Consider the following 23,433-nt stretch of genomic DNA (forward strand, 5'->3'; position numbering starts at 1 on the left):
AATGGGAGACGTTATTGATATATATGGTTTATCACCTTTGCAAAAAGGAATACTGTTTCATACTTTATACGATCAAGATGATGAACATTCTTTTTCCTATATTGTACAAGTAGGTTTCTTGCTCGGGGGGCAATTGGATGTTGATACTTTTGAAAAGGCTTGGGAATATGTTATTAATCGACATGAGGTTTTACGTTCAGTATTTGTATGGGAGGAAGTAGAAAAGCCACTACAAGCGGTTTACCAACGTCTTCCTTTTACTATTCATCAAGAGGATTGGAGCACCCATCCACATGAGGAAAGGGCGAAGAAATTAAAACAGTTTTTGAATGTAGATCGTAGAAAAGGATTTTTATTGGATGAAGCACCATTGATGAGAGTCACTGCGATTAAAGAAGCAAAAGAGAAAACGAGAATTATTTGGACACATCATCATATTTTGCTAGATGGATGGAGTGTGTCATTGGTCTTTAGTGAAGTGATGGAAGTTTATCTCAAGATGATAAAGGGAGAATTGTTGAATTTCCCTAAATCTCTTCCTTATAAAAAATATATTCAATGGATAAATAAACAAGATCAAAGTCAAGCAGAGGAATTTTGGAAAGAAGAATTAAAAGGGTTCTATGCACCTACTCCATTAGCAATGGAAAGAAAGGATCAAGGACAAGAGAAGGGTTATGGAGAATGTGCTTATCAAGTATCTGAGGAACTTACTGAGAGTTTACAAGAGTGGGTACGAAATAGTCGATTAACGTTGAATACGTTAGTACAAGGTGCATGGGCTTATTTGATGAGTAGGTATAGCGGTGACAGTGACGTCGTATTTGGCGTAACTAGCGCTGGACGTCCTACTGATTTAATAGGAGCAGAGAATATGGTGGGGCTATTTATTAACACATTACCTACCAGAATTCGATTAACGGATAATACATCAGTAGTAGATTGGCTTCGTAAAATACAAATGAAAGAAATGGAACGAAGACAGTATGAGTATAATTCGTTGATAGATATTCAAGGCTGGAGTGAGGTTCCGCGAAATTGCTCCTTATTTCATACCTTGTATGTGTTTGAAAATTATCCAATTCAAGGTGAGAGAAATGATGATTTAAGATTACTAGATGTTACAAGCACGGAACAAACAAATTATCCTTTAACACTCATTGTAATGCCCGGTAAGAAAATTACTTTAAAGTTGATGTATGATCGAAGCTATTTTAATGAAGAAGCAATAAATCGGATTCAGAATCACTTATTGCAAATATTAATTCAGATGACGAAGAGCCTAGATTCAAAACTATTTGAAATTACTCATTTAACAGAAGAAGAACAAATACAGTTACTAGAGGAATGGAATCATACTCAATTTAATTATTCGGCTGAAGGCATGATTCATACGATGTTTGAGGAGCAAGTTAAAAAAACACCGGAAGCAATCGCGGCTAGTTACGAAAATGAACAAATTACCTATAAAGAGTTGGAGAAGCGTGCAAATCAGCTAGCTCATTATTTACAAAAGCATGGTGTAGGCCCAGAGTCTCTAGTTGGGGTATATATGGAACGTTCATTACAAATGATGATAGCGTTATTAGGTATTCTAAAATCAGGAGCAGCGTACGTTCCACTTGACCCTACTTATCCAGAGAGTCGACTTCGATATATATTAGAGGATGCTGGAATCGAAGTACTAGTGACGGAAGAGAATTCTAAAAATTTGTTTGTATCTGAAAATATAGAAACAATTTGTATGAATAAAGATTACACTGCAATTGAAAAAGAAGAATCAACCCCATGTATAAGTGGTGTAACAGGAGAAAATTTAGCGTATGTTATGTATACTTCAGGATCTACAGGGAATCCAAAGGGAGTAATGATTGAGCATCATTCAGTAATTAATTATCTAGAATGGATGCAACATAAATATCCGCTTTCTGAAAAGGATGTGGTCTTGCAGAAAACGCCATTCTCATTTGATGTCTCTGTTTGGGAATTGTTTTGGGGCATTCACGTTGGTGCAAGTGTATCTTTCCTACCTCCAGGTGGAGAAAAAGATCCTTCTATTATAGCTGAAGTGATTAAACAACATCAGGTTACTATAGTTCAATTTGTACCTTCGATGTTATCTGTTTTCTTAGACCACTTCAATCATATTGAATTGAACATGAATTGCTCGTCCGTACGCCATGTATTTTCTGGTGGAGAAGAACTAAGTTCAGGGTTGGTTAGACGATTTCAACAGAAATGGAATTATAGTGGACAAGTGAAATTAACCAACTTTTATGGGCCAACTGAAGCCACTATTTATGTGAATGCATTTGATATTCAGCCTAATCAAGAATTTGTTTCTATTGGGCAGCCAATACAGAACACGCAATTATATGTATTAGACCAAAATCAACGCTTGCAATCAATAGGAATTGAGGGTGAGTTATATATTGGTGGTGCTGGTTTAGCACGTGGATACTTAAATCGTCCGAATCTTACTGCTGAAAAATTCGTTTCGCATCCATATCGATTTGGGGAACGACTATATCGAACAGGAGATTCAGTAAGATATTTAACTGATGGGAATTTAGAATTTATAGGTAGAATGGACCACCAAGTCAAAATGCGTGGTTTTAGGATTGAATTAGGAGAAATTGAAGCGACTTTAGAAAAATGTTCGTTTATTAAAGAGGCTGTCGTATTAGTTAGAGAAGATCGTCCAGGTGATCAACGATTGGTTGCATATGTAATAAGCGATGGAAATACCGAGGAGTGGAGAGAGTATTTACAAAAACAATTACCGAATCATATGATTCCAGCGCACTTTATAGAGTTAGAACACTTCCCGCTTACTCCAAATGGGAAAATTGACCGAAAGGCCTTGCCAGCACCTGATGAGCAAGCTATTGAAGATTTAAATGTGCTACCTCGGACGCCATCGGAAGAGCTTATCGCCTCGGTTTGGAGTCAAGTGTTAGGAACAGAAAATATTGGCATTCAGGATTCCTTCTTTGAACGTGGTGGGCACTCACTACTTGCTACTCAAATTGTCTCTCGATTGCAAGAACTGTTCCAAATTAAAATTCCATTACGTGAACTTTTCAAGCACGATACAGTGGAAGCATTGGCAAAACGGGTGGATCAGTTACGAAAAGAAGATAAAAAACGAGAGGTTGCTCCCCTTGTACCTATGACACGAGAAGAAATTATCCCACTTTCCTATGCGCAGAAACGTCTATGGTTTATTGATCAATTAATGCCAAATAGTGCTATGTACAATATCCATGCAGCGTGTCGCTTAACAGGTGAATGGTCAATTGAAGCATTGGAGGCCGGATGGAATCAATTGTTGGAGCGTCATGAATCATTAAGGACGATAATTCTAGAACAAGAGGGTGAACCTTTTCAACAAGTTCAATCTCATGTATTCAGACATATTCCTCAAACGAATCTAACAGATCTTTCTTTGGAAGATAGGGAAAGAGAAATGAAACGGCTCATTCAAAACGAGGCGGAGGAACCATTTCATTTTGGACAAGGTCCTCTAATTCGAACACGAATATTGAAAGTGGACAAGGAAGAATGGATTCTCATTTGTACGATGCATCATATTATTTCAGATGGATGGTCAATGGGAATCTTACTTGAAGAATGGATGGCTTTTTATGAAGGCGCATTAAGCGGCAAACCGGCAGAATTGAAGGAGTTATCTATCCAATATGCAGATTTTGTTATGTGGCAGAAGGAATGGCAAAAAGAAGAGAATTTGAATCAGCACCTTCAATATTGGAAGGAAGAATTGTCTGGGGAACTACCGGTTTTACAACTACCGATGGATCGTCCTCGACCTGCAGTTCAAACCCATCGTGGTGCAAGTCAGTCCTTAATAGTGGCGAATTCCTTACAGGAAAAGCTCAAAGATTTAAGTTTGCAAGAAGGATGCACTTTATTTATGACATTGATGGCAGCGTATCAAAGCTTCCTTTCTCGTTATACAGGACAGGACGACATTATAGTTGGAAGCCCAATCGCTAATCGAAATGTGAAAGAGATTGAGGGATTAATAGGATTTTTTGCAAACACGTTAGTTTATCGAGCTGATTTCAGTGAAAATCCGACGTTCCAAGAACTTTTATCGCAGATAAGAAAAAAAGCACTAAAAGCATACGAGTATCAGGACATCCCATTTGAGAAAGTGGTAGAATCCGTAAAACCTGAACGGAATACAAGTCATTCACCAATATTCCAAACTATGTTTACTTTACAGAATACGAAACAAGAGTTTCTTCAGCTATCTGAAAGACAAATGGAACTCATGGAAAGCCATGTTTCTGTTGCCAAATTTGATTTGAGTTTATTTGCTTCTGAGACGGAAGAAGGATTATCACTAACCTTTGAATATAATACTGATTTGTTTAATGATACAACCATTGAACGTATGGTAAATCATTTTGAACATTGGCTAAATCAAATTGCCTCTTATCCAAAATGTTTATTATCAGAATTGAATATGTTATCGAAAGTGGAATATAAGCAACTACTAGTGGAATGGAATGAATCAGCCGTTATAGATATAGAAGATAGCACGATCCATACAATGTTTGAAGAACAAGTGGAAAAAACACCAGAAGCAATTGCAGTAGTGTGCGAAGATGAAGAACTAACATATCGAGAGTTGGACGAACGCTCGAATCAGTTGGCACATTATTTACAAAAAAATGGTGTAACATGCGAAACATTGGTTGGGATTTGCGTTACACGTTCATCCGAGATGATTGTCGGTCTCTTAGGAATTATGAAGGCGGGAGGAGCATATGTCCCAATTGATCCAGCGTATCCGGAAAGTCGACTGCAGTACATTTTAGAAGATGCTCAAATAAAGGTACTGGTGACACAGGAAAAGTTACAACAAAAAATGGTTATACCTACATTCGTCAACGTCATTTGTATTGATCGTAATCGAGCAGAAATAGAACAAGAAGTTACTACGGTATGCACGAGTGAAGTGACGGGCGATAACTTAGCCTATATTATCTATACTTCAGGTTCCACTGGAAATCCAAAGGGAGTAATGATTGAGCACAGGAATACAGTAACAATGATTCATTGGGCGCATCATACGTATTCTCGAAAGGAATTAGCGGGAGTATTAGCTTCAACTTCACTATCTTTTGATTTATCCGTTTTTGAAGTATTTGTTCCCTTAACGATGGGTGGTAAGGTGATTGTCGCTGAAAATGCTCTACATCTAGACAAGTTGTCTACCAAAGGTGTGACTTTGGTTAATACTGTGCCATCGGCAGCAAAGGAACTGGTTCGAGCAAAAACAATTCCTTCTTCAGTAAAGGTAATGAATTTGGCTGGAGAACCGTTACCATATCCGCTTGTTCAAGATTTATACGAGAGAAGTACGATTGAGAAGGTGTTCAACTTATATGGACCGTCTGAAGATACTACGTATTCCACGTATATGGAATTAGAAAAGGGTGTCATGCATAGGGTACCACCAATTGGTAAACCAATCTTCAATACAGAAGTATATGTATTGAGTGCTGAACAAAAAATGGTTCCAATTGGTGTAGTTGGTGAGTTGTACATTGGTGGATCAGGGTTAGCACGTGGATATTTAAAACGCCCTGACTTAACGAAAAATCGATTTATACCGCATCCGTTTAAAGAAGACGAGCGAGTATACCGGACTGGAGATCTAGTAAGGTATTTGCCGGATGGAAATTTGGAGTATGTTGGACGAATTGATCATCAGGTGAAAATTCGTGGGTTCCGGATTGAACTAGGAGAAATCGAAGCGGTATTACAAAAGCATACATTAGTTAACGAAGCTATTGTGATGGTGCGGGAAGATTATCCTGGCGATCCACGTTTGATTGCCTATGTTGTAGGAGACGGGGATGCTCAAAAGTGGCGTGATTATCTCAAGGACCAACTACCAAATTATATGATTCCATCCTATTTTGTTGGATTAAATGCATTTCCACTCACTCCTAATGGAAAAATTGATAGGAAGGTTTTACCAGCACCAGAGAAGCAGGAGATAGCGAGTTGTTATATTGCTCCTCGTACGTCTACGGAAAAAACAATTGTTTCGATATGGCATGAAGTTTTAGGCATGGAAAACATCGGAATTCAAGATTCGTTTTTTGAAATTGGTGGACATTCATTACTTGCTACGCAAGCCGTTTCTAATCTTAAAGAGGCTTTTGGAATCGAGATACCATTGCATGATTTATTTATGTTTCATACGGTGCAGCAATTGGCAGAACAGATTGATCAATTGCTCGATAACAAAAATCAAGAAATGCAGAATGATAGTAAGGAGAATGTAAGCCTTCAAGATTATATTCAAAAAGAAGCAGAAGTGAGTAATGATGAAGAATTACTGGAACTGCTTAAGCAATTAGAAGAGTTATCAGAGGAAGAAGCACAAGGGATATTTGAGAGTAATTTGATTGAGGAAGGGGTAAAAAAATGAGAAGTGATTTACTTGCAAAGCTGAGTTCACTTTCTCCTGAGAAGAGAGCATGGCTTCAGAAGCAAATGCAAAAAAAGGAGAATAAAGAAGCACTCCCGTTGTCTTATGCACAACAACGTTTGTGGTTTATGGACAGATTTAACCCAAACAGTTCTTTATATAATATTCCAACAGTATGGCATCTAAAAGGAAAGTGGATACCTGAAGCATTAGAGAAGGGATTCAATCGACTCATTGAACGTCATGAATCATTACGAACTGTTTTTAAAGAAATAGGAGAACAGCCTGTGCAACAAATTGTCGAATTCCTTCCTAGAGCATTACCTGTAAGGGATTACTCTCAACTTCCTCTAGAAGTAAAAGAAAAAGAGGTAGATAGTTTAATTGCGAGAGAAGCGCAAGAACCATTTGATTTAATGAATGGTCCTTTAATTCGTAATCAGCTTGTTCAATTAGAGAAGGATGAATGGTTATTACTGTGTACGATGCATCATATTATTTCTGATGCTTGGTCCATTGGTATATTCATGAATGAATTCCTTGCTTTCTATGAAGAAGAAACGGGCGGAAATCCTGCTAAATTAAGTTCATTATCTATTCAATATGCAGACTTTGCGAAGTGGCAAAAGGAGTGGTTGCAAGGTGATGTGCTAAATCGTCAGCTTACGTATTGGCAGAAAGAATTGTCTGGTGAGCTTCCTATCTTACAACTGCCAGTGGATCGACCTCGACCGGTTAAGCAGACTTACTCTGGGGCTGCGCATCATGTGATTTTTCCTTATAAATTGCTCAGTCAATTGAAGGATATAAGTCGACAAGAAGGATCTACTTTATTTATGACTTTAATGGCCGCATACCAGAGCTTTCTTGCTCGTTATACGGGACAAAAAGATATTCTAGTTGGTAGCCCGATTGCAAATCGGAACCATAAGGGAGTAGAAGGATTAATTGGTTTCTTTGTTAATACGTTGGTTTATCGATCAGATTTGAGTGGCACCCCTACTTTTCGGGAGATTTTGAACCAAACAAAGAAAAAGGCGTTAAAAGCTTACGAATATCAAGATATACCATTTGAAAAAGTGGTAGAAGCTGTGCAACCTGAACGAAGCATGAGTCATTCCCCTATATTTCAGACCATGTTTACGCTACAGAATATAAAACAAGAACGACTAGATTTGCCTGATAGAAGTATTGAAATGGTAGAAAGTAATATGTCTATTGCTAAATTTGATTTGAGCTTAACTGCCTATGAAGTGGAAGAAGGTCTATTCGTCTCATTTGAATACAACACGGATTTATTTGATAGTAGTACCATTGCACGTATGGCAGGACATTTTGAGAACTGGCTAAATGAAATCACGTATCATCCAGATGAATCATATACAAAGCTGTCAATGTTATCGGATACTGAGCAAAAACAACTCCTAGAAGAATGGAATGATACGGACGTAGTTTATGGTCATGATTGTATGATTCATGAGCTATTTGAGCAGCAAGTTGCACGGACACCTGATGCAGTGGCGGTAGTTTATGAGGGTGGAAAGCTAACGTATCAAGAACTAAATGAAAAATCGAATCAATTGGCACATTTTCTACAAAAACGAGGTATCGGACCTGAATCATTGGTTGGTATATGTATTGAACGTTCTCCTGATATGATTATCGGTCTCTTTGGGATTTTGAAGGCAGGTGGGGCTTATGTCCCACTGGACCCAAGTTATCCTGAAAACCGCCTGAGATATATTTTGGAGAATTCACAAATTCAAGTGCTGTTAACAAAAGGGGCACTACAGGACTGGTTACCTAAAGATATTCAAGCAATTTGTTTAGACCGGGATCAAGTGATGATTTCTAAAGAGAGTAATTTAGCTCCGGTAAGTGGAGTAACAGCAAATAACTTAGCCTATATTATATACACTTCGGGTTCGACGGGAAATCCAAAGGGGGTAATGATTGAACATCATTCCGTTATCAACCGCCTACAGTGGATGCAGAAAAAATACCCATTGTCCGAGGAGGATACAATCCTACAAAAGACACCGTTTTCGTTCGATGTTTCTGTCTGGGAATTATTTTGGTGGTCATTTGTAGGAGCACGTGTTTGTTTACTTCCACCAGGAGGAGAGAAAGATCCTGCGGTGATTGAGGAGTATATTGAACGATATCGCGTGTCCACCATGCACTTTGTTCCGTCGATGTTATCTACTTTCTTAGATTATATGGAACTATATAATTCGAAAAGGGATGTATCGTCTTTAATTCAAGTTTTTACTAGTGGAGAAGCGTTAAACACTGAGCATGTTCGCCGGTTTAAGGGGATCTTTTACAATGTTCAGCAAACAAAGTTAATTAACTTGTATGGTCCTACTGAAGCGACTGTGGATGTGACTTATTACGATTGTGATTTAGAAAAAGAAGCAATGATTATTCCGATTGGTCGTCCGATTGATAATACAGAGTTGTATGTGTTAGATCAATATCAACAAGTGGTCCCGATTGGTGTGGCAGGGGAACTTTACCTTGGAGGAGTAGGATTGGCACGTGGCTACTTCAATCGACCGGATTTAACTACTGAACGTTTTATTCCGCATCCTTTTAAGGACGGGGAACGATTATATCGAACGGGTGACTTGGTGAGATATATGAATGATCGTAACTTAGAATATATTGGAAGAATAGATAACCAAGTTAAAATTAGAGGATTCCGAATTGAATTGGGAGAAATTGAAGCAGCTTTACATGATCACTCATCTGTAAAAGAGGCAGTCGTGTTGGTGAAGGAAGATCGACCAGGAGATAAGCAGTTAGTAGCTTATGTAGTGGGGGAAGGGGATACTGGAGAGTGGCGTGAATATCTTAAGAAGCAATTACCACATTATATGGTTCCGGCATACTTTTTCCAAATTGAAGGTATGCCACTCACTCCAAATGGTAAAGTGAATCGGAAAGCATTATTGGAATTAGAAGAACAGTTCATAAGTGAAGATATTACTTCATCACGAACACCAGTGGAGGAGCTCATCGTTTCCGTTTGGAGCCAAGTGTTAGGAATAAAAAATATTAGTGTTCAGGATTCCTTTTTTGAAATCGGTGGTCATTCACTACTAGCTACTCAAGTAGTGTCACGTTTACAGGGAATTTTTCAAATCGAATTACCAGTACGTGAACTATTTGAATATACAACGGTGGAGTCACTGGCAAAGCGATTAGAACAGTTACGTAAAGGAGATAAAAAACGAGAGATTCCGCCACTAATACCAATGAAACGAGGAGAAGCTATTCCACTATCTTATGCCCAACAACGTTTATGGTTTATTGATCAATTTACACCTAATAGTGCCCTTTACAATATGCCAATGGTATGCCGTCTTACAGGGAATTGGCTACTTGAAGCATTGGAAACGGGATGGAATCAACTAATAGAACGTCATGAATCACTGCGGACGGTCTTTCAAGAAGTGAATGGTCAACCCGTACAGCAAATTGAACCGTATGCTTTTCAATCAATTCCGAAAACGGATTTAACTATGCTTTCTTCTGAAGATCAAGAAGAAGAAGTTAAACGTTTAATTCAACAAGAAACAGAAGTGCCATTTGATTTAACAGAGGGTCCATTAATCAGGACAAGTATTTTGCACGTGGGAGAGGAAGAATGGATACTCCTTTGTACTCTACATCATATCATTTCAGATGGATGGTCAATGGGAATCCTACTTGAAGAATGGATGGCATTTTATGAGAAAGCAACGAATGGAAAGGTAGCGGAACTTGAACCATTACCGGTTCAATATGCCGACTTTGCTCAGTGGCAAAAAGGATGGCTAAAGGAGGAGGTGCTTGATCAACAACTCCAATATTGGAGGGAAGAATTGTCTGGTGAGCTTCCTGTACTCCAACTTCCTGTGGATCGCCCGCGTCCCGCAATACAAACTCATCACGGGTCGACATACACTCTGGTTCTGCCAAGCACGCTACATGATAAATTGAATGAACTTAGTCGAAAAGAAGGGGCTACGCTCTTCATGACGCTTTTAGCTGCATATCAAAGTTTTCTATCTCGTTATACGGGACAAGAAGATATTCTGGTCGGAAGCCCAATTGCGAATCGGAATTATAGAGAAATTGAAGGACTAATTGGTTTCTTCGTTAACACGCTAGTTTATCGAGCTAATTTGAGTGGTAGACCGACATTTCAAGATGTACTGTATCAGGTTCGTCAAAAGGCATTGAAGGCGTATGAATATCAAGATATTCCATTTGAAAAAATTGTAGAAGTTGTGCAACCGGAGCGAAGTACAAGTCATTCGCCAATCTTCCAGACTATGTTCATCTTGCAAAATATGAAACAAGAGTTACCGGTGTTATCGAGTAGAAGTATTGAAATGATAGAAAGCCATAGTCCAATTGCAAAGTTTGATTTAAGTGTAATGGCAGTTGAGACGGAAGAGGGATTACTTTTTACTTTTGAGTACAATAAGGATTTATTCAATGCTACTACTATTGAACGGATGGCAGGACACTTTGAGAAATGGCTACATGAAGTTTCTCATCGCCCACAAAATCCGTTGCATGACCTGAGCATGCTATCAGAAACCGAGCGTACTTTGTTATTAGAAACATGGAATGACACTGTAATGGAAATGTCTCATCAGGGTCTTATTTGCGACAAAGTTGAGGAGCAAGTAGCAAGGCGTCCTGATGCGATTGCGATAGTTGATCAAACAAAACAGTGGACTTATGGTGAATTGGATACACAAGCAAATCAGTTGGCAAATGTTTTACAGCGAAAGGGAGTAGCCCCAGAGTCAGTGGTAGGGGTTTATCTTCCGAGGTCAGCTGAGCTGATGGTAAGTTTACTAGGCATTTTAAAAGCTGGTGGAGCTTATGTCGTTTTAGATCCGTTGTACCCAAAATCAAGGTTAGAATACATGATTGAAGATGCAGGAATTCAATTTGTAGTGACGGCGGAAGGACAAGAAGGACATTTCGCACACGTCGAAATGGTGAGGTTAGAAGAATTAACGGTGGAAAGCGTAATCGCACCTACACGTCAAATAAATCCAGAGAACTTAGCCTATATTGTTTATACCTCTGGTTCTACAGGAAAACCGAAGGGTGTCATGGTTGAATATCGCTCATTAATGAATATGGTTTCTTGGCATCAGGAAGTTTATCATATTTCAGCAGAGGATCGTGCGACTCAGATTGCAGGGGTTGCTTTTGATTCGGCTGTCCAGGAGATCTGGCCGTATCTAACTGCTGGCGCAGCACTCTACTTGTCAACAGAGGAACTGAGAATTAATCCAGAAGCACTAAGGGACTGGCTCATTGATTCACGAATAACAGCTAGCTTTGCACCTACGCCTATTCTGGAAAGACTCTTGAAATTATCTTGGCCAGATAAAACGGATCTTCGTTTTATCATTACTGGTGGGGATCAATTAACGCAGTATCCATCTAACGATATTCCTTTTGCGGTAATTAATCAGTATGGTCCATCGGAAAATACCGTTGTTACCACAGATTGTTATGTACCTGTAGGAGTGACAACAGGTACGCCATCGATTGGTCGACCGATTGCGAATACAGAAGTTTATGTGTTAGATTCTCATCTTCAGCTAGTACCAATTGGTGTAATTGGAGATCTCTATATTGGAGGGAAGAGTCTTGCACGTGGATATGCTAATCGTCCGGATCTTACAAAGGAAAAATTTATTCCACATCCTTTCAAGTCAGGAGAACGTCTCTATTATACAGGAGACAAAGCAAGTTATCTTTCTGATGGTAATCTCCAGTTCCATGGACGTATAGATGACCAAGTGAAAATTCGTGGTTTCCGGATTGAATTGGGAGAAATAGAAGCTGTTTTGCAGGCACATTCTTCTGTCAAAGAAGCTGTTGTATTGGTGCGAGAGGATAATCAAGGTGATAAGAGATTAGTAGCTTATGTAGTTGGTGAAGGAAGTGTCCATGAATGGCGAGAACATCTACAAACACATTTACCTAATTACATGGTTCCAACAAACTTTATTGAGATGGAATTTTTACCACTTACACCGAATGGAAAACTTGATTTGAAGGCATTGCCTATACTTAGTGAACAATTCGCTGAAAATACTGTATACCCAAGAACTCCGCTGGAAGAACTTATTGCTTCAGTGTGGAGTCAAGTGCTAGGAATAAGAGACATTGATGTTCAGGATTCTTTCTTTGAGCTCGGTGGTCACTCTCTACTTGCTACACAAGTGGTCTCACGCTTACAGGAAGTCTTTCAAATCAAATTGCCAGTACGTGAACTGTTCGAATATTCAACGGTCGAGGCATTATCGAAACGAATAGATCAGTTACGTAAGGGGAGCGAAAAACGAGAAATTCCACCATTGATGCCGATGGAACGAGGGGGAAATATTCCACTGTCTTATGCCCAACAGCGCTTATGGTTTATTGATCAATTTGCACCTAATAGTGCACTTTATAATATGCCGATGGTATGCCGGCTTACAGGGAATTGGTTACCTGAGGCCTTGGAGTTGGGATGGAATCAGTTGATAGAGCGTCATGAATCTTTGCGGACTGTATTTTATGAAGAGGATGGCCATCCTGTGCAGCAGATTCAACCGTACGTTTTCCGTCCGCTTCTACAAATGGACTTAACTAAGCTTTCATTAGAGGAGCGAGAAAGAAAGTTGGAGCAATGGATTCAAACTGAAGTCGAATCTCCATTTGATTTAGAACAAGGGCCATTATTCCGTGGGAAACTCATAAGAATTTCAGAAGAAGAATGGGTTCTTCTGTGTAATATGCATCATATTATCTCGGATGGGTGGTCGATGGAAATCTTGCTTCAAGAATGGATGGCATTTTATGAGAATGCGATTGGTGAAAAACAAGCAGAGCTGGAACCACTACCAGTTCAATATGCCGATTTTGCTCAGTGGCAAAGAGACTGGTTGAAAGATGAAGTACTATATCAACAACTTGCATATTGGAAGGAAAAATTATCTGGTGAGTTACCAGTCTTAATGTTGCCAATGGATCGTCCGCGTCCGCCAGTGCAAAGCCACCATGGATTAACTCATAATGTTTTGTTGTCACGCTCATTACTGGATAAATTAAACGAACTAAGTCGTCAAGAAGGGGCCACACTTTTCATGACCTTATTGGCATCGTATCAAAGTTTCCTTGCTCGTTATACGGGACAAACGGATATTATTGTTGGCAGCCCAATTGCAAATCGAAATTATCGAGAAATTGAGGGGCTGATTGGTTTCTTTGTCAACACCTTGGTTTATCGAGCTGATTTAAGTAATGCACCGGCATTTCAAGAGTTGTTATCTCAAGTACGGATAAAAGCATTGAAGGCGTATGAGTATCAAGATGTTCCGTTTGAGAAAATTGTAGAGGTTATCCAACCTGAACGAAATACAAGCCATTCTCCGATTTTCCAAACCATGTTTACTTTGCAAAATACGGGACAGAAGCTACCAGAACTACATGGAAGAAATATAGAAGTAATGGAAAGTAATGCTCCGATCGCTAAGTTTGATTTAAGTTTAACTGCTGCAGAAGTGGAAGAGGGTTTATTACTTACTTTTGTTTATAGAACTGATTTATTTGACAGCTTAACTATTGAATCCATGGCTGAACATTTTGGGAACTGGTTGAATGTAATCGTAGAGAATCCTGATAAATCATTAGCTAAGTTGCCTATATTATCAGGATTACAGCAAAAACAGTTGGAAGAGTGGAATAATGGTGCTGTAGCATATCCACAGGAAAGTACAATTCATCAACTGTTTGAAGAGCAAGTAAATCGTACACCTGATGCGGTGGCAGTGGTAGATGAAAAACAGCAGTTAACGTATCGAGAGCTGAATGAAAAAGCTAATCAATTGGCCCACTATCTTCAGCAATGCGGAATTGGGAATGAATCATTGGTTGGACTTTGCTTTGAGCGTTCAATTGAGATGGTTGTTAGTATTATGGGGATTTGGAAGGCTGGAGCAGCCTATGTTCCATTAGACCCATCATATCCAGAAAGTCGCCTACGATATATTTTGGAGGACACTGGAATTCAAGTATTAGTTACGAACGAGTCATTGGAAGATTGGATACCTAAAGAAATCAAGATAGTTTGTCTAGATCGGGATCAAGCAATGATTTCCCAAGAAAGCATTCTTTCACCAAAATGCGAAGTAACAGGAGAAAACTTAGCGTATGTTATCTATACTTCAGGATCAACGGGAAATCCAAAGGGTGTCTTGATACAGCATCATTCTGTACTAAACTTGTCGCATGGTTTACAAAAAGAGGTTTTCAAACATGAGATACCATCTAACATGCATGTCGGTTTAAATGCGTCAATTGCCTTTGATGCATCTATTCAGCAATTACAAATGCTGTTATATGGTTCAAGTTTGTATATTATTCCGAATGAAGTACGAAGTGATCCGGAGCAGTTTGTAGCTTATATTAGGGAGAACAAGTTAGAAATCTTTGATATAACACCTTCATTACTTCAATTACTTTTAGATGTCGGATTGTTAGAAACGTGCGATGGCGTTCATGTTCCAAGTAAGGTACTGGTTGGTGGCGAAGCGATTATGCCTTCATTATGGGAACAGCTAGTAGAGACTGATAAAATGGAGTTTTATAATGTATATGGTCCTACAGAATGTACGGTTGATGCAACCTGCTATCATATTAAAAAAGATAGTAAGAGAGTAACAATTGGGCGTCCGTTGCCGAACGTTCAAACTTATGTATTAGATAGAAATAGGTTGCCAGTTCCAGTTGGTGTGATGGGGGAACTTTATATCGGAGGAGCAGGTCTAGCAAGGGGGTACTTGAATCGTCCAGAGTTAACATCCGAACGATTTATTTCTCATCCATTCAAAGAAGACGAGAGGTTATATAGAACGGGTGATCTTGTGAGATATCTTCCTGATGGTAATATAGAATACTTAGGAAGAATGGATAATCAAGTGAAGATTAGAGGATTTCGAATTGAACTTGGAGAGATTGAGTCGACCTTACAGGAGCATTACTTAGTAAAAGAGGCAGTTGTAATGGTTAGGGAAAATCAGTCGGGAGATAAGAGGCTGGTAGCTTATGTAGTGGGCGAAGGCAGTTTAGAAGAATGGCGAGAGTATCTTAAAACAAAACTGCCAATCCATATGATACCTTCCTACTTTGTCGAAATGAAAGAATTACCGCTAACCATAAATGGAAAGATTGATCGGAAATCGCTGTCTATACCAGATTATCAAGGAACACAAGAAGGATACGTGGCCCCAAGAAATGAACGTGAACATAAGCTTTCTATCATTTGGGAACGTGTGCTAGGTTCAAAACGTATTGGTATGAATGATAACTTCTTTGAAATTGGTGGAGATTCAATTCTTAGCATTCAGATTGTCTCGCGCGCGAAGCAAGTTGGTTTACAATTGACACCAAAACAAATATTTGAACACCAAACGATTGCTGAGTTGGCGCAAGTAGTCAAAGAAGAACAAGGTGTACAAGCTGAACAGGGAATTATAACTGGAGAGACGATACTTACACCTATTCAGCAAAGGTTTTTTGCACAAAATCATCCTAACCCACATCATTGGAATCAATCCATGTTCTTTAGAACGAAAGAGAAATTGGACATAGGATCACTGGAAAAGGCGGCAGGTAACCTTCTACTTCATCATGATGCTCTGCGTTTAAGATATGAACGTTTACCTAATGGGGTTTGGAAACAGTGGAATGAAGGAATAGAAGAACAATTGATGCTTACTGTCATTTCATTAGACGAAGTGCCGGAAGCTGATTGGCATCAGGTTATTCAAAAAGAGATTAATATTGCACAAGAAAGTTTGAATTTACATGATGGTCCGCTAATGAGAATGGTGTATTTTGATGAAGGTGAGCACGCTGGCCGATTATTTTGGACAATTCATCATTTAGCCGTGGATGGTGTTTCTTGGCGAATTTTATTGGAAGATTTGCAAACAGCATATACGCAAGTAGTCCAAGGGCAGAAAATTCAATTACCTATGAAGAGTACATCTTTTAAAGAATGGTCGGAGAAATTACATCATTACGCTGAAACTGGCCTATCAAAAGAAGTGCTACATTACTGGGAGGAGCAGGCTGAACAAGACGTAGTTAAATTGCCGGTAGATGGTACTATAAGTAATCCAGTAAGCGCAGTAACTGAGGAAATTACTGTGGTGTTAAATGAGAATGAGACCCGTATGTTATTGCAAGAGACTTTAAGCACTCACCGTGTCCAAATCAATGAAGTATTATTAGCAGCATTAGTACAAGCTACGGCAGCATGTACGGGGCAGCCGATATTGAGCGTAGATTTAGAGGGACATGGTCGAGAAGAGATTATTGAAGATGTTGATTTATCGAGAACTGTGGGATGGTTTACAAGTATTTACCCAGTTCATTTAAATATTACTAGTGCTAATACGCCAATTGAAGCATTAAAAGCAGTTAAAGAACAAGTTCGCAAAATTCCTAATAAGGGTGTTGATTATGGGGTGTTGCGTTACATGAACGCAACAATGTGTGAGCAATTAAGCTCCCAATATACACCGTCTATTAGTTTTAACTATCTTGGACAATTTGACCAAATGTTTTCTAGCGATGCAATGTTTATTCCGGAGAACGAATTTAAGCGTTTAGATCATGCTGCCGGTTCCAAGCGATCGCATGTAATTGATGTAATTGGGGTTGTAACGGATGGAAAACTTCAGTTCACTTGGGTATACAATGTTGGACAATTTGCCAAATCAACGATTCAAAGTATTGCACAGAATATGCTATATCAACTGAGTACATTGATTCAATTTTCAGATAGAGAATCTGCACTGACCATTTCGGATTTTGCAATGGCTAATCTTAGCCAAGAAGGTTTGACAAATGTACTAAACAAAATGCATCGCGGAAAGAACAATCAGATTACTGATTTATATCCACTATCACCTTTGCAAGAAGGTATGATTTTCCACACATTGCATGACCAAGGGGATGAACATGTTGCACCGTATATAGTGCAATTGAGTTTTATGATTCGAGGAAAAATGAATATTCCTACATTTGAGCAGGCGTGGAAATCTGTAATTCAGCGGCATGAAATTTTTCGTACAGGATTTGTATGGGACGAAATTGAAGAACCTGTACAAGTGGTGTATGAAAATATCCCATTTAAAGTGACTAAAGAAGACTGGCGTACAATGACAAGTGAAGAGATAGAGGAAAAAAGAAAAGTCTTTTTGGCATTAGATCGAAAACAAGCCTTCCAATTTGATGAAGCACCATTGATGCGGGTAACAGTCATTCAAGAAGGTGAGGAAGAATATCGGATTGTTTGGACCCATCACCATATTTTACTGGATGGATGGAGTTTACCATTAGTATTTAATGAATTACTTACAGTCTATCAGAAGAGAATGAATGGAGAAGCTGTGAAGTTACCTAAGTCCTCACCATATAAGAAATATATCCAATGGTTAAGAGAGCAAGATAAGGAGCAGGCGGAACAATTCTGGAGAGAGAAGCTAAAAGGTTTTACTGCGCCAACTTTGCTGGGCTTAGAAAGTAAAGAGGAAGAAAAAGGTTACACAGAGAAGGTTACGTATTTATCAGAAGAGCAGACTCAAGCGTTACAAGGATGGGCGAAACGCAATAAACTTACTTTGAGTACAGTAATTCAAGGTGCATGGGCATATCTCATGAGCCGATATAGTGGAGAAAATGACATTGTTTTTGGTGTAACAAGCTCAGGGCGTTCTACGGAGATTATTGATGTTGAAAACATCGTAGGTCCTTTCATTACAACGTCACCGACGCGAATTCAATTGATGGATGATATAAAATTAATAGATTGGTTGCAGAAGATACAAGAGGAAGAGATAGAAAGAAGACAATATGAGTATGCTTCTTTGACAGAGATTCAGGGGTGGAGTGAAGTTCCTAGAGGAATACCGCTGTTCAATAGTTTATATGTGTTTGAAAATTATCCAGTGAAAGAGGAGTCTTCAGAAAATCTGGAAATTGGTGAATTGGAAGGGGTAGAACAAACCCACTACCCATTAGGGTTAGCTGTAGTTCCAGGAATCCAGTTATCGTTAAAGTTAATGTATGACCGTAGTAAGTTTAATAGAGTAACCATTGAACGAATGCTGGGTCATTTACACAAAGTGTTAATGCAAATGCTCAAAAACATTGATCAAAATCTATCGGAGCTAGTATATATTACGGAAGCTGAACAAAGAAAGCTATTGGAAGAATGGAATAATAATACTATATCCTATCCACGTGAGAATGCAATTCATCAACTATTCGAAGAGCAAGTAAATCGTACGCCTGACGCGTTGGCAGTGGTAGATGAAAAACAGCAACTAACATATCGAGAGCTGAATGAAAGAGCTAATCAATTAGCCCATCATTTACAGAAATGTGGAATTGGGACAGAGTCATTAGTTGGCCTTTGCTTTGAGCGTTCAGTTGAGATGGTTGTTGGTCTCATGGGAATTTGGAAGGCTGGAGCAGCCTATGTTCCATTAGATCCATCGAATCCGGAAAGCCGCCTACAATATATTTTAGAAGACACAGGAATTAAAGTGTTAGTTACAAATGAAGTATTACTAGGCTGGATTCCTAAAGACATTAAGACAGTTTGCCTAGATAGGGACCAAGCAATGCTTTCTCAAGAAAGCAAACTTTCACCAATATGTGAGGTAACAGGGGAAAACTTAGCGTATGTTATCTACACTTCTGGTTCGACAGGGAATCCAAAGGGAGCTTTAGTACAGCACCATTCTGTAATAAACCTATCCTATGGTTTACAAAAAGAAGTTTTCTCACATGAGATACCTAGTAATATGCGCGTCGGTTTGAATGCATCAATTGCCTTTGATGTATCTATTCAGCAATTACAAATGCTGCTTTATGGTTCAAGTTTATATATTATTCCAAGTGAAGTTCGCACTAATCCAGAACAATTTGTGTCCTATATTAGGGAGAATAAATTGGAAATGTTTGATATGACACCTTCATTACTTCAATTACTAATAGATGGAGGATTGCTAGAAATAAGTGCTGATGTTCATGTACCAAGTAAGATATTAGTCGGTGGTGAAGCAATCATGCCGTCATTATGGGAACAGCTAGTAGAGACTGAAAAGATTGATTTTTATAACGTATACGGTCCTACAGAATGTACGGTTGATGCAACATGCTATCATATCAAAAAAGATAGTAAGAGAGTAACAATTGGACGTCCGTTGCCGAACGTTCAAACTTATGTATTGGATAAAAATTTGTTACCTGTTCCAGTTGGTGTAACAGGTGAGCTATATATTGGGGGTGCAGGTATAGCGAGAGAATACTTGAATCGCCCAGAATTAACAGCAGAGCGATTCATCTGTCATCCATTTAATGAAGAAGAGCGTTTATATCGTACGGGAGATTTGGTTCGTTATTTACCTGATGGTAATTTAGATTACTTGAGAAGAATTGATAATCAAGTGAAAATTAGGGGCTTTCGTATTGAACTTGAAGAGATTGAAGCGAGTATAGAGAGGCATCCATTGGTAAAAGAAGCAGTAGTTTTGGCAACAGGGGATAAATTAGGAGAGCAGAGATTGGTTGCTTATGTAGTTGGAGATGGTAGTATGCATGAGTGGCGTGAGTATCTCAAGACACAAGTACCAAATTATATGGTTCCCGCACACTTTATTAAGGTAGACGAGATTCCTCTTACAACGAATGGCAAAGTTGATCGAAAGGCATTGAACAATTTAACTATTCATAGAGAAAATAACTTCTCTACACCAATCATTCCAAGGGATGAAATTGAATATCAGTTGATTAAAATCTGGCAGGATGTGTTACAGATAGAAGATGTCTATGTAAATGATGATTTCTTTAATAGAGGAGGACACTCTCTCCTTGTAATTAAATTAGTTTCAAAAATTAGGGAGAAGTTTGGAAAAGAGATTAAGGTTTCAACATTGATTAAGAATCCAACATTGGAAGGAATCGCATGCCTTATTCGTGATAAGCATGATATGACGAAATCAGTAGCAGCGCTAGTTCCACTACAAGAATCAGAAAAAAGCCCTTTCTTCTGTGTTCATCCGTTTATGGGGAATGTATTCTGTTACATTCAACTAGCAAGATTACTTAAGAACCATTGTTCATTTTATGGTTTACAGAATCCTCTTATAGAAAAGGAAGAAATTGATGAATTGACCTTGCCGGAACTAATTCAACTTTACATTGAAGAAATCAAACATGTTCAGCCAGAAGGCCCATATCGTCTTGGAGGATGGTCTTTAGGCGGTGCAATTGCTTATGAAATCGCAACTGTGCTAAAGAATCAAGGTGAGGAAGTTGAGTTGTTGATACTAATGGATACTAAAGTACCTTCAGAGCAAGATCGTAAAACGAGTGAGGATATGCTCTCATATATATCTGAACATTTCATTCCTAGAGATCTTACTGAGCAGGAAGAAGGGCTCGTTCATAAGCAAGATATGCTTGTGGAGCGATTAATTATGGAAGGAGTACTCCCGCCTGATGCAAATCTTATGAATTTGAAGCAAGTTATCAATGCTCATAGGAAATGCCTGAACTTAATGGCAGAGAATGATTTGATACCATACTTTGGAGAAGTTATCTACTTTAGTGCTGAGGAAGGAAAAGAGTTGTTTACAGATTGGGGACCTTTATTAAAAGGAAGAGTAAATAAGTATTCAGTCCCTGGATCACATGAGGAAATAGTAGACTTCCCCGCAGTTGAAAAGATAGCTAAGTACCTATTAAATGAATTTGAAGGGATAAAAGAAACATCCCTTTCATTAACTGAAAAGTAGAGAATGCAAAAGATGCAACGCTATGAACGAAAAGGGCAGCCCAATAACTGCAAATAAAGCGTAGGCAATAATGAATATATCAAGAGTATTACTTTTTAAGAGGATAATGGAAAATTTACTTGATAGAGACATAGAAACCTATATGAGTTGCTCATAGAATGATGTAAATGCTCTCTATTTTTTGTAATAGAAACTAATGCTTTGATGATATTACTGAGGAAAGGTGCATATTTTCATTGATATGTAAATATGCACCTTTTCTATTGTATTTGCAATTTAATAAAGTTAATTTGAATTTATGTAATGCACATATATGAAGCCATCTTTTAAAAAAGGAAGTGATTTATCATACACATTCAAGCTGTGAAAATACCAAAGAATATTGAAAGTCATTTGTTTAAGCAACTTAGTAACTTGGTTTCAAATGAGAAGAAAGAACGAATGAAGCGTTTATTAAACTCATGCGACGTTAATAGGACACTGATAGGGGATTTACTAATCCGATCTCTAATCTGCCAAAAGTATAAAATTAATAATGAAGAAATTAGATTTAAATATAATGAGTATGGAAAACCTTTTGTTGAAAATTTTTCTGACTTTCATTTTAATCTGTCACATTCAGGAGAATGGGTGGTTTGTACTACTGCTAATTTTAATGTGGGTATTGATATAGAAAAGGTTTCAGAGATAGAGGCTCTTAAATTAGCAAAAGAATTTTTTTCAGCGGATGAATTTTATGATATATCTAATATGAATTCTGATGAACAAATTAATTATTTTTATGATTTATGGACATTAAAAGAAAGCTATATAAAAACGATTGGAAAAGGGCTTTATACCCCATTAAATTCATTCTCTATAAAAAAAGAATCACGAGCTTTAATTTTATACAAGAATATACCTAAAAACTTTTACTTTAAACAATATAACATTGATCCAAATTATAAGTTATCTGCTTGTGCAACAAGGGATGAATTTCCGCAAGAGATAATAATTAAAGACATTTATGCAATTTTCCAAAATATATACAAATTTGAAAGTAAGGAGAAAATCAATGCAGAAGACTAAACTTTTTTGCTTTCCACATGCTGGGGGATCTGCGTTTAGTTACGCAAAATGGAAAAATCACTTTAATCCATATATTGAGGTAGTCCCGATAGAGTTAGCTGGTAGAGGATATAGAATTGAAGAAAACTTGTACCAAAGTATGGAAGAGGCAGTAAATGATGTCTACAATAAAATAGTTATGCAGATAGATGATTCGCCCTACATTCTATTCGGGCATAGCATGGGAAGTTTGATCGCCTATGAAGTAGCCAGAAAAATAAAAGATTCTAAAAACGTATCGCCTGAATTTCTTGTTTTGTCCGGTAGAAATCATCCAAATAGTAAAATAAAAAATATCCGACATAATCTTTCTAATGAGCAATTTAAAAGAGAAGTTATTGCAATGGGAGGTACACCATCTGGGGTACTGCAATCAGAAGAATTAATGGAGATTTTCCTCCCTATTCTAAGAGCAGATTTTAAAATCGTTGAGACGTATATTCATGACAAAAATACACAACCATGTGATATTGATTTTCTTATATTTAATGGGGAAAATGATGAATTTACTACATATGATCAAGTAATAAAATGGGAACGATACACAAGTAAAACGTGTACTTTTCATTCTTTTGAAGGTAATCATTTCTTTCTAAATGAAAATATTGAAGAAATAGCAAATAGTATTATAAGAAAGTTAGATTCTAAAAGATTTTCAAATAGTTTTTAGAGTTTTATAAGTATGCTCATAGCTAAAAATATTAAAGGGTTTGAAGTATACACTTCTTGTGCAGATATGCATGGCAAAAAGACAATCGAGTACATTCGGTGGTCTTTTTCTATTTTCATGGAGTTTGTGGCGAAATGGTAGACTTGCTAGATTGTGGATCTAGTATTCCGTTGAATGTGCGGGTTCAAGTCCTGTCATTCCGACCACGAGGGGGTATAATTTAAGGGCAAAATAGGGGCCTCCAGAACCTCTGACCATAATTGTATAAACGTAGCGAACATTTCCTATCTACAGGTCTATTTATG

General features: G+C 38.1%; 4 protein-coding genes. All 4 read left to right on the forward strand.

Annotation, left to right across the window (positions count from 1 at the left end; genetic code table 11):
* Position 1 precedes the first annotated feature (1 nt).
* The 4 genes from MHB52_RS12830 (at position 2) to MHB52_RS12845 (ending at position 23,128) form a co-directional block, all read left to right on the forward strand.
* Positions 2-6,472, forward strand: a complete 6,471-nt coding sequence (locus MHB52_RS12830; RefSeq protein WP_061664169.1) for a non-ribosomal peptide synthetase — start codon at positions 2-4, stop codon at positions 6,470-6,472.
* On the forward strand, positions 6,469-21,351 hold the full coding sequence (locus tag MHB52_RS12835; protein WP_061664170.1) for a non-ribosomal peptide synthetase: 14,883 nt from the start codon (positions 6,469-6,471) through the stop codon (positions 21,349-21,351). The genes MHB52_RS12830 and MHB52_RS12835 overlap by 4 nt, the downstream gene beginning before the upstream one ends.
* 363 nt (positions 21,352-21,714) lie before the next feature.
* The gene (locus tag MHB52_RS12840; RefSeq protein ID WP_033693990.1) at positions 21,715-22,419 is read left to right on the forward strand and encodes a 4'-phosphopantetheinyl transferase family protein; all 705 of its coding nucleotides are present in this window, start codon (positions 21,715-21,717) and stop codon (positions 22,417-22,419) included.
* Complete coding sequence (locus MHB52_RS12845; RefSeq protein ID WP_016117934.1) at positions 22,406-23,128, forward strand: thioesterase II family protein; 723 nt, start codon at positions 22,406-22,408, stop codon at positions 23,126-23,128. The genes MHB52_RS12840 and MHB52_RS12845 overlap by 14 nt, the downstream gene beginning before the upstream one ends.
* The last annotated feature ends 305 nt before the right edge of the window (positions 23,129-23,433 follow it).

Origin of the sequence: Bacillus sp. FSL K6-0073 (assembly GCF_038006085.1) — a bacterium.
Taxonomy (GTDB): Bacteria; Bacillota; Bacilli; order Bacillales; family Bacillaceae_G; genus Bacillus_A; species Bacillus_A cereus.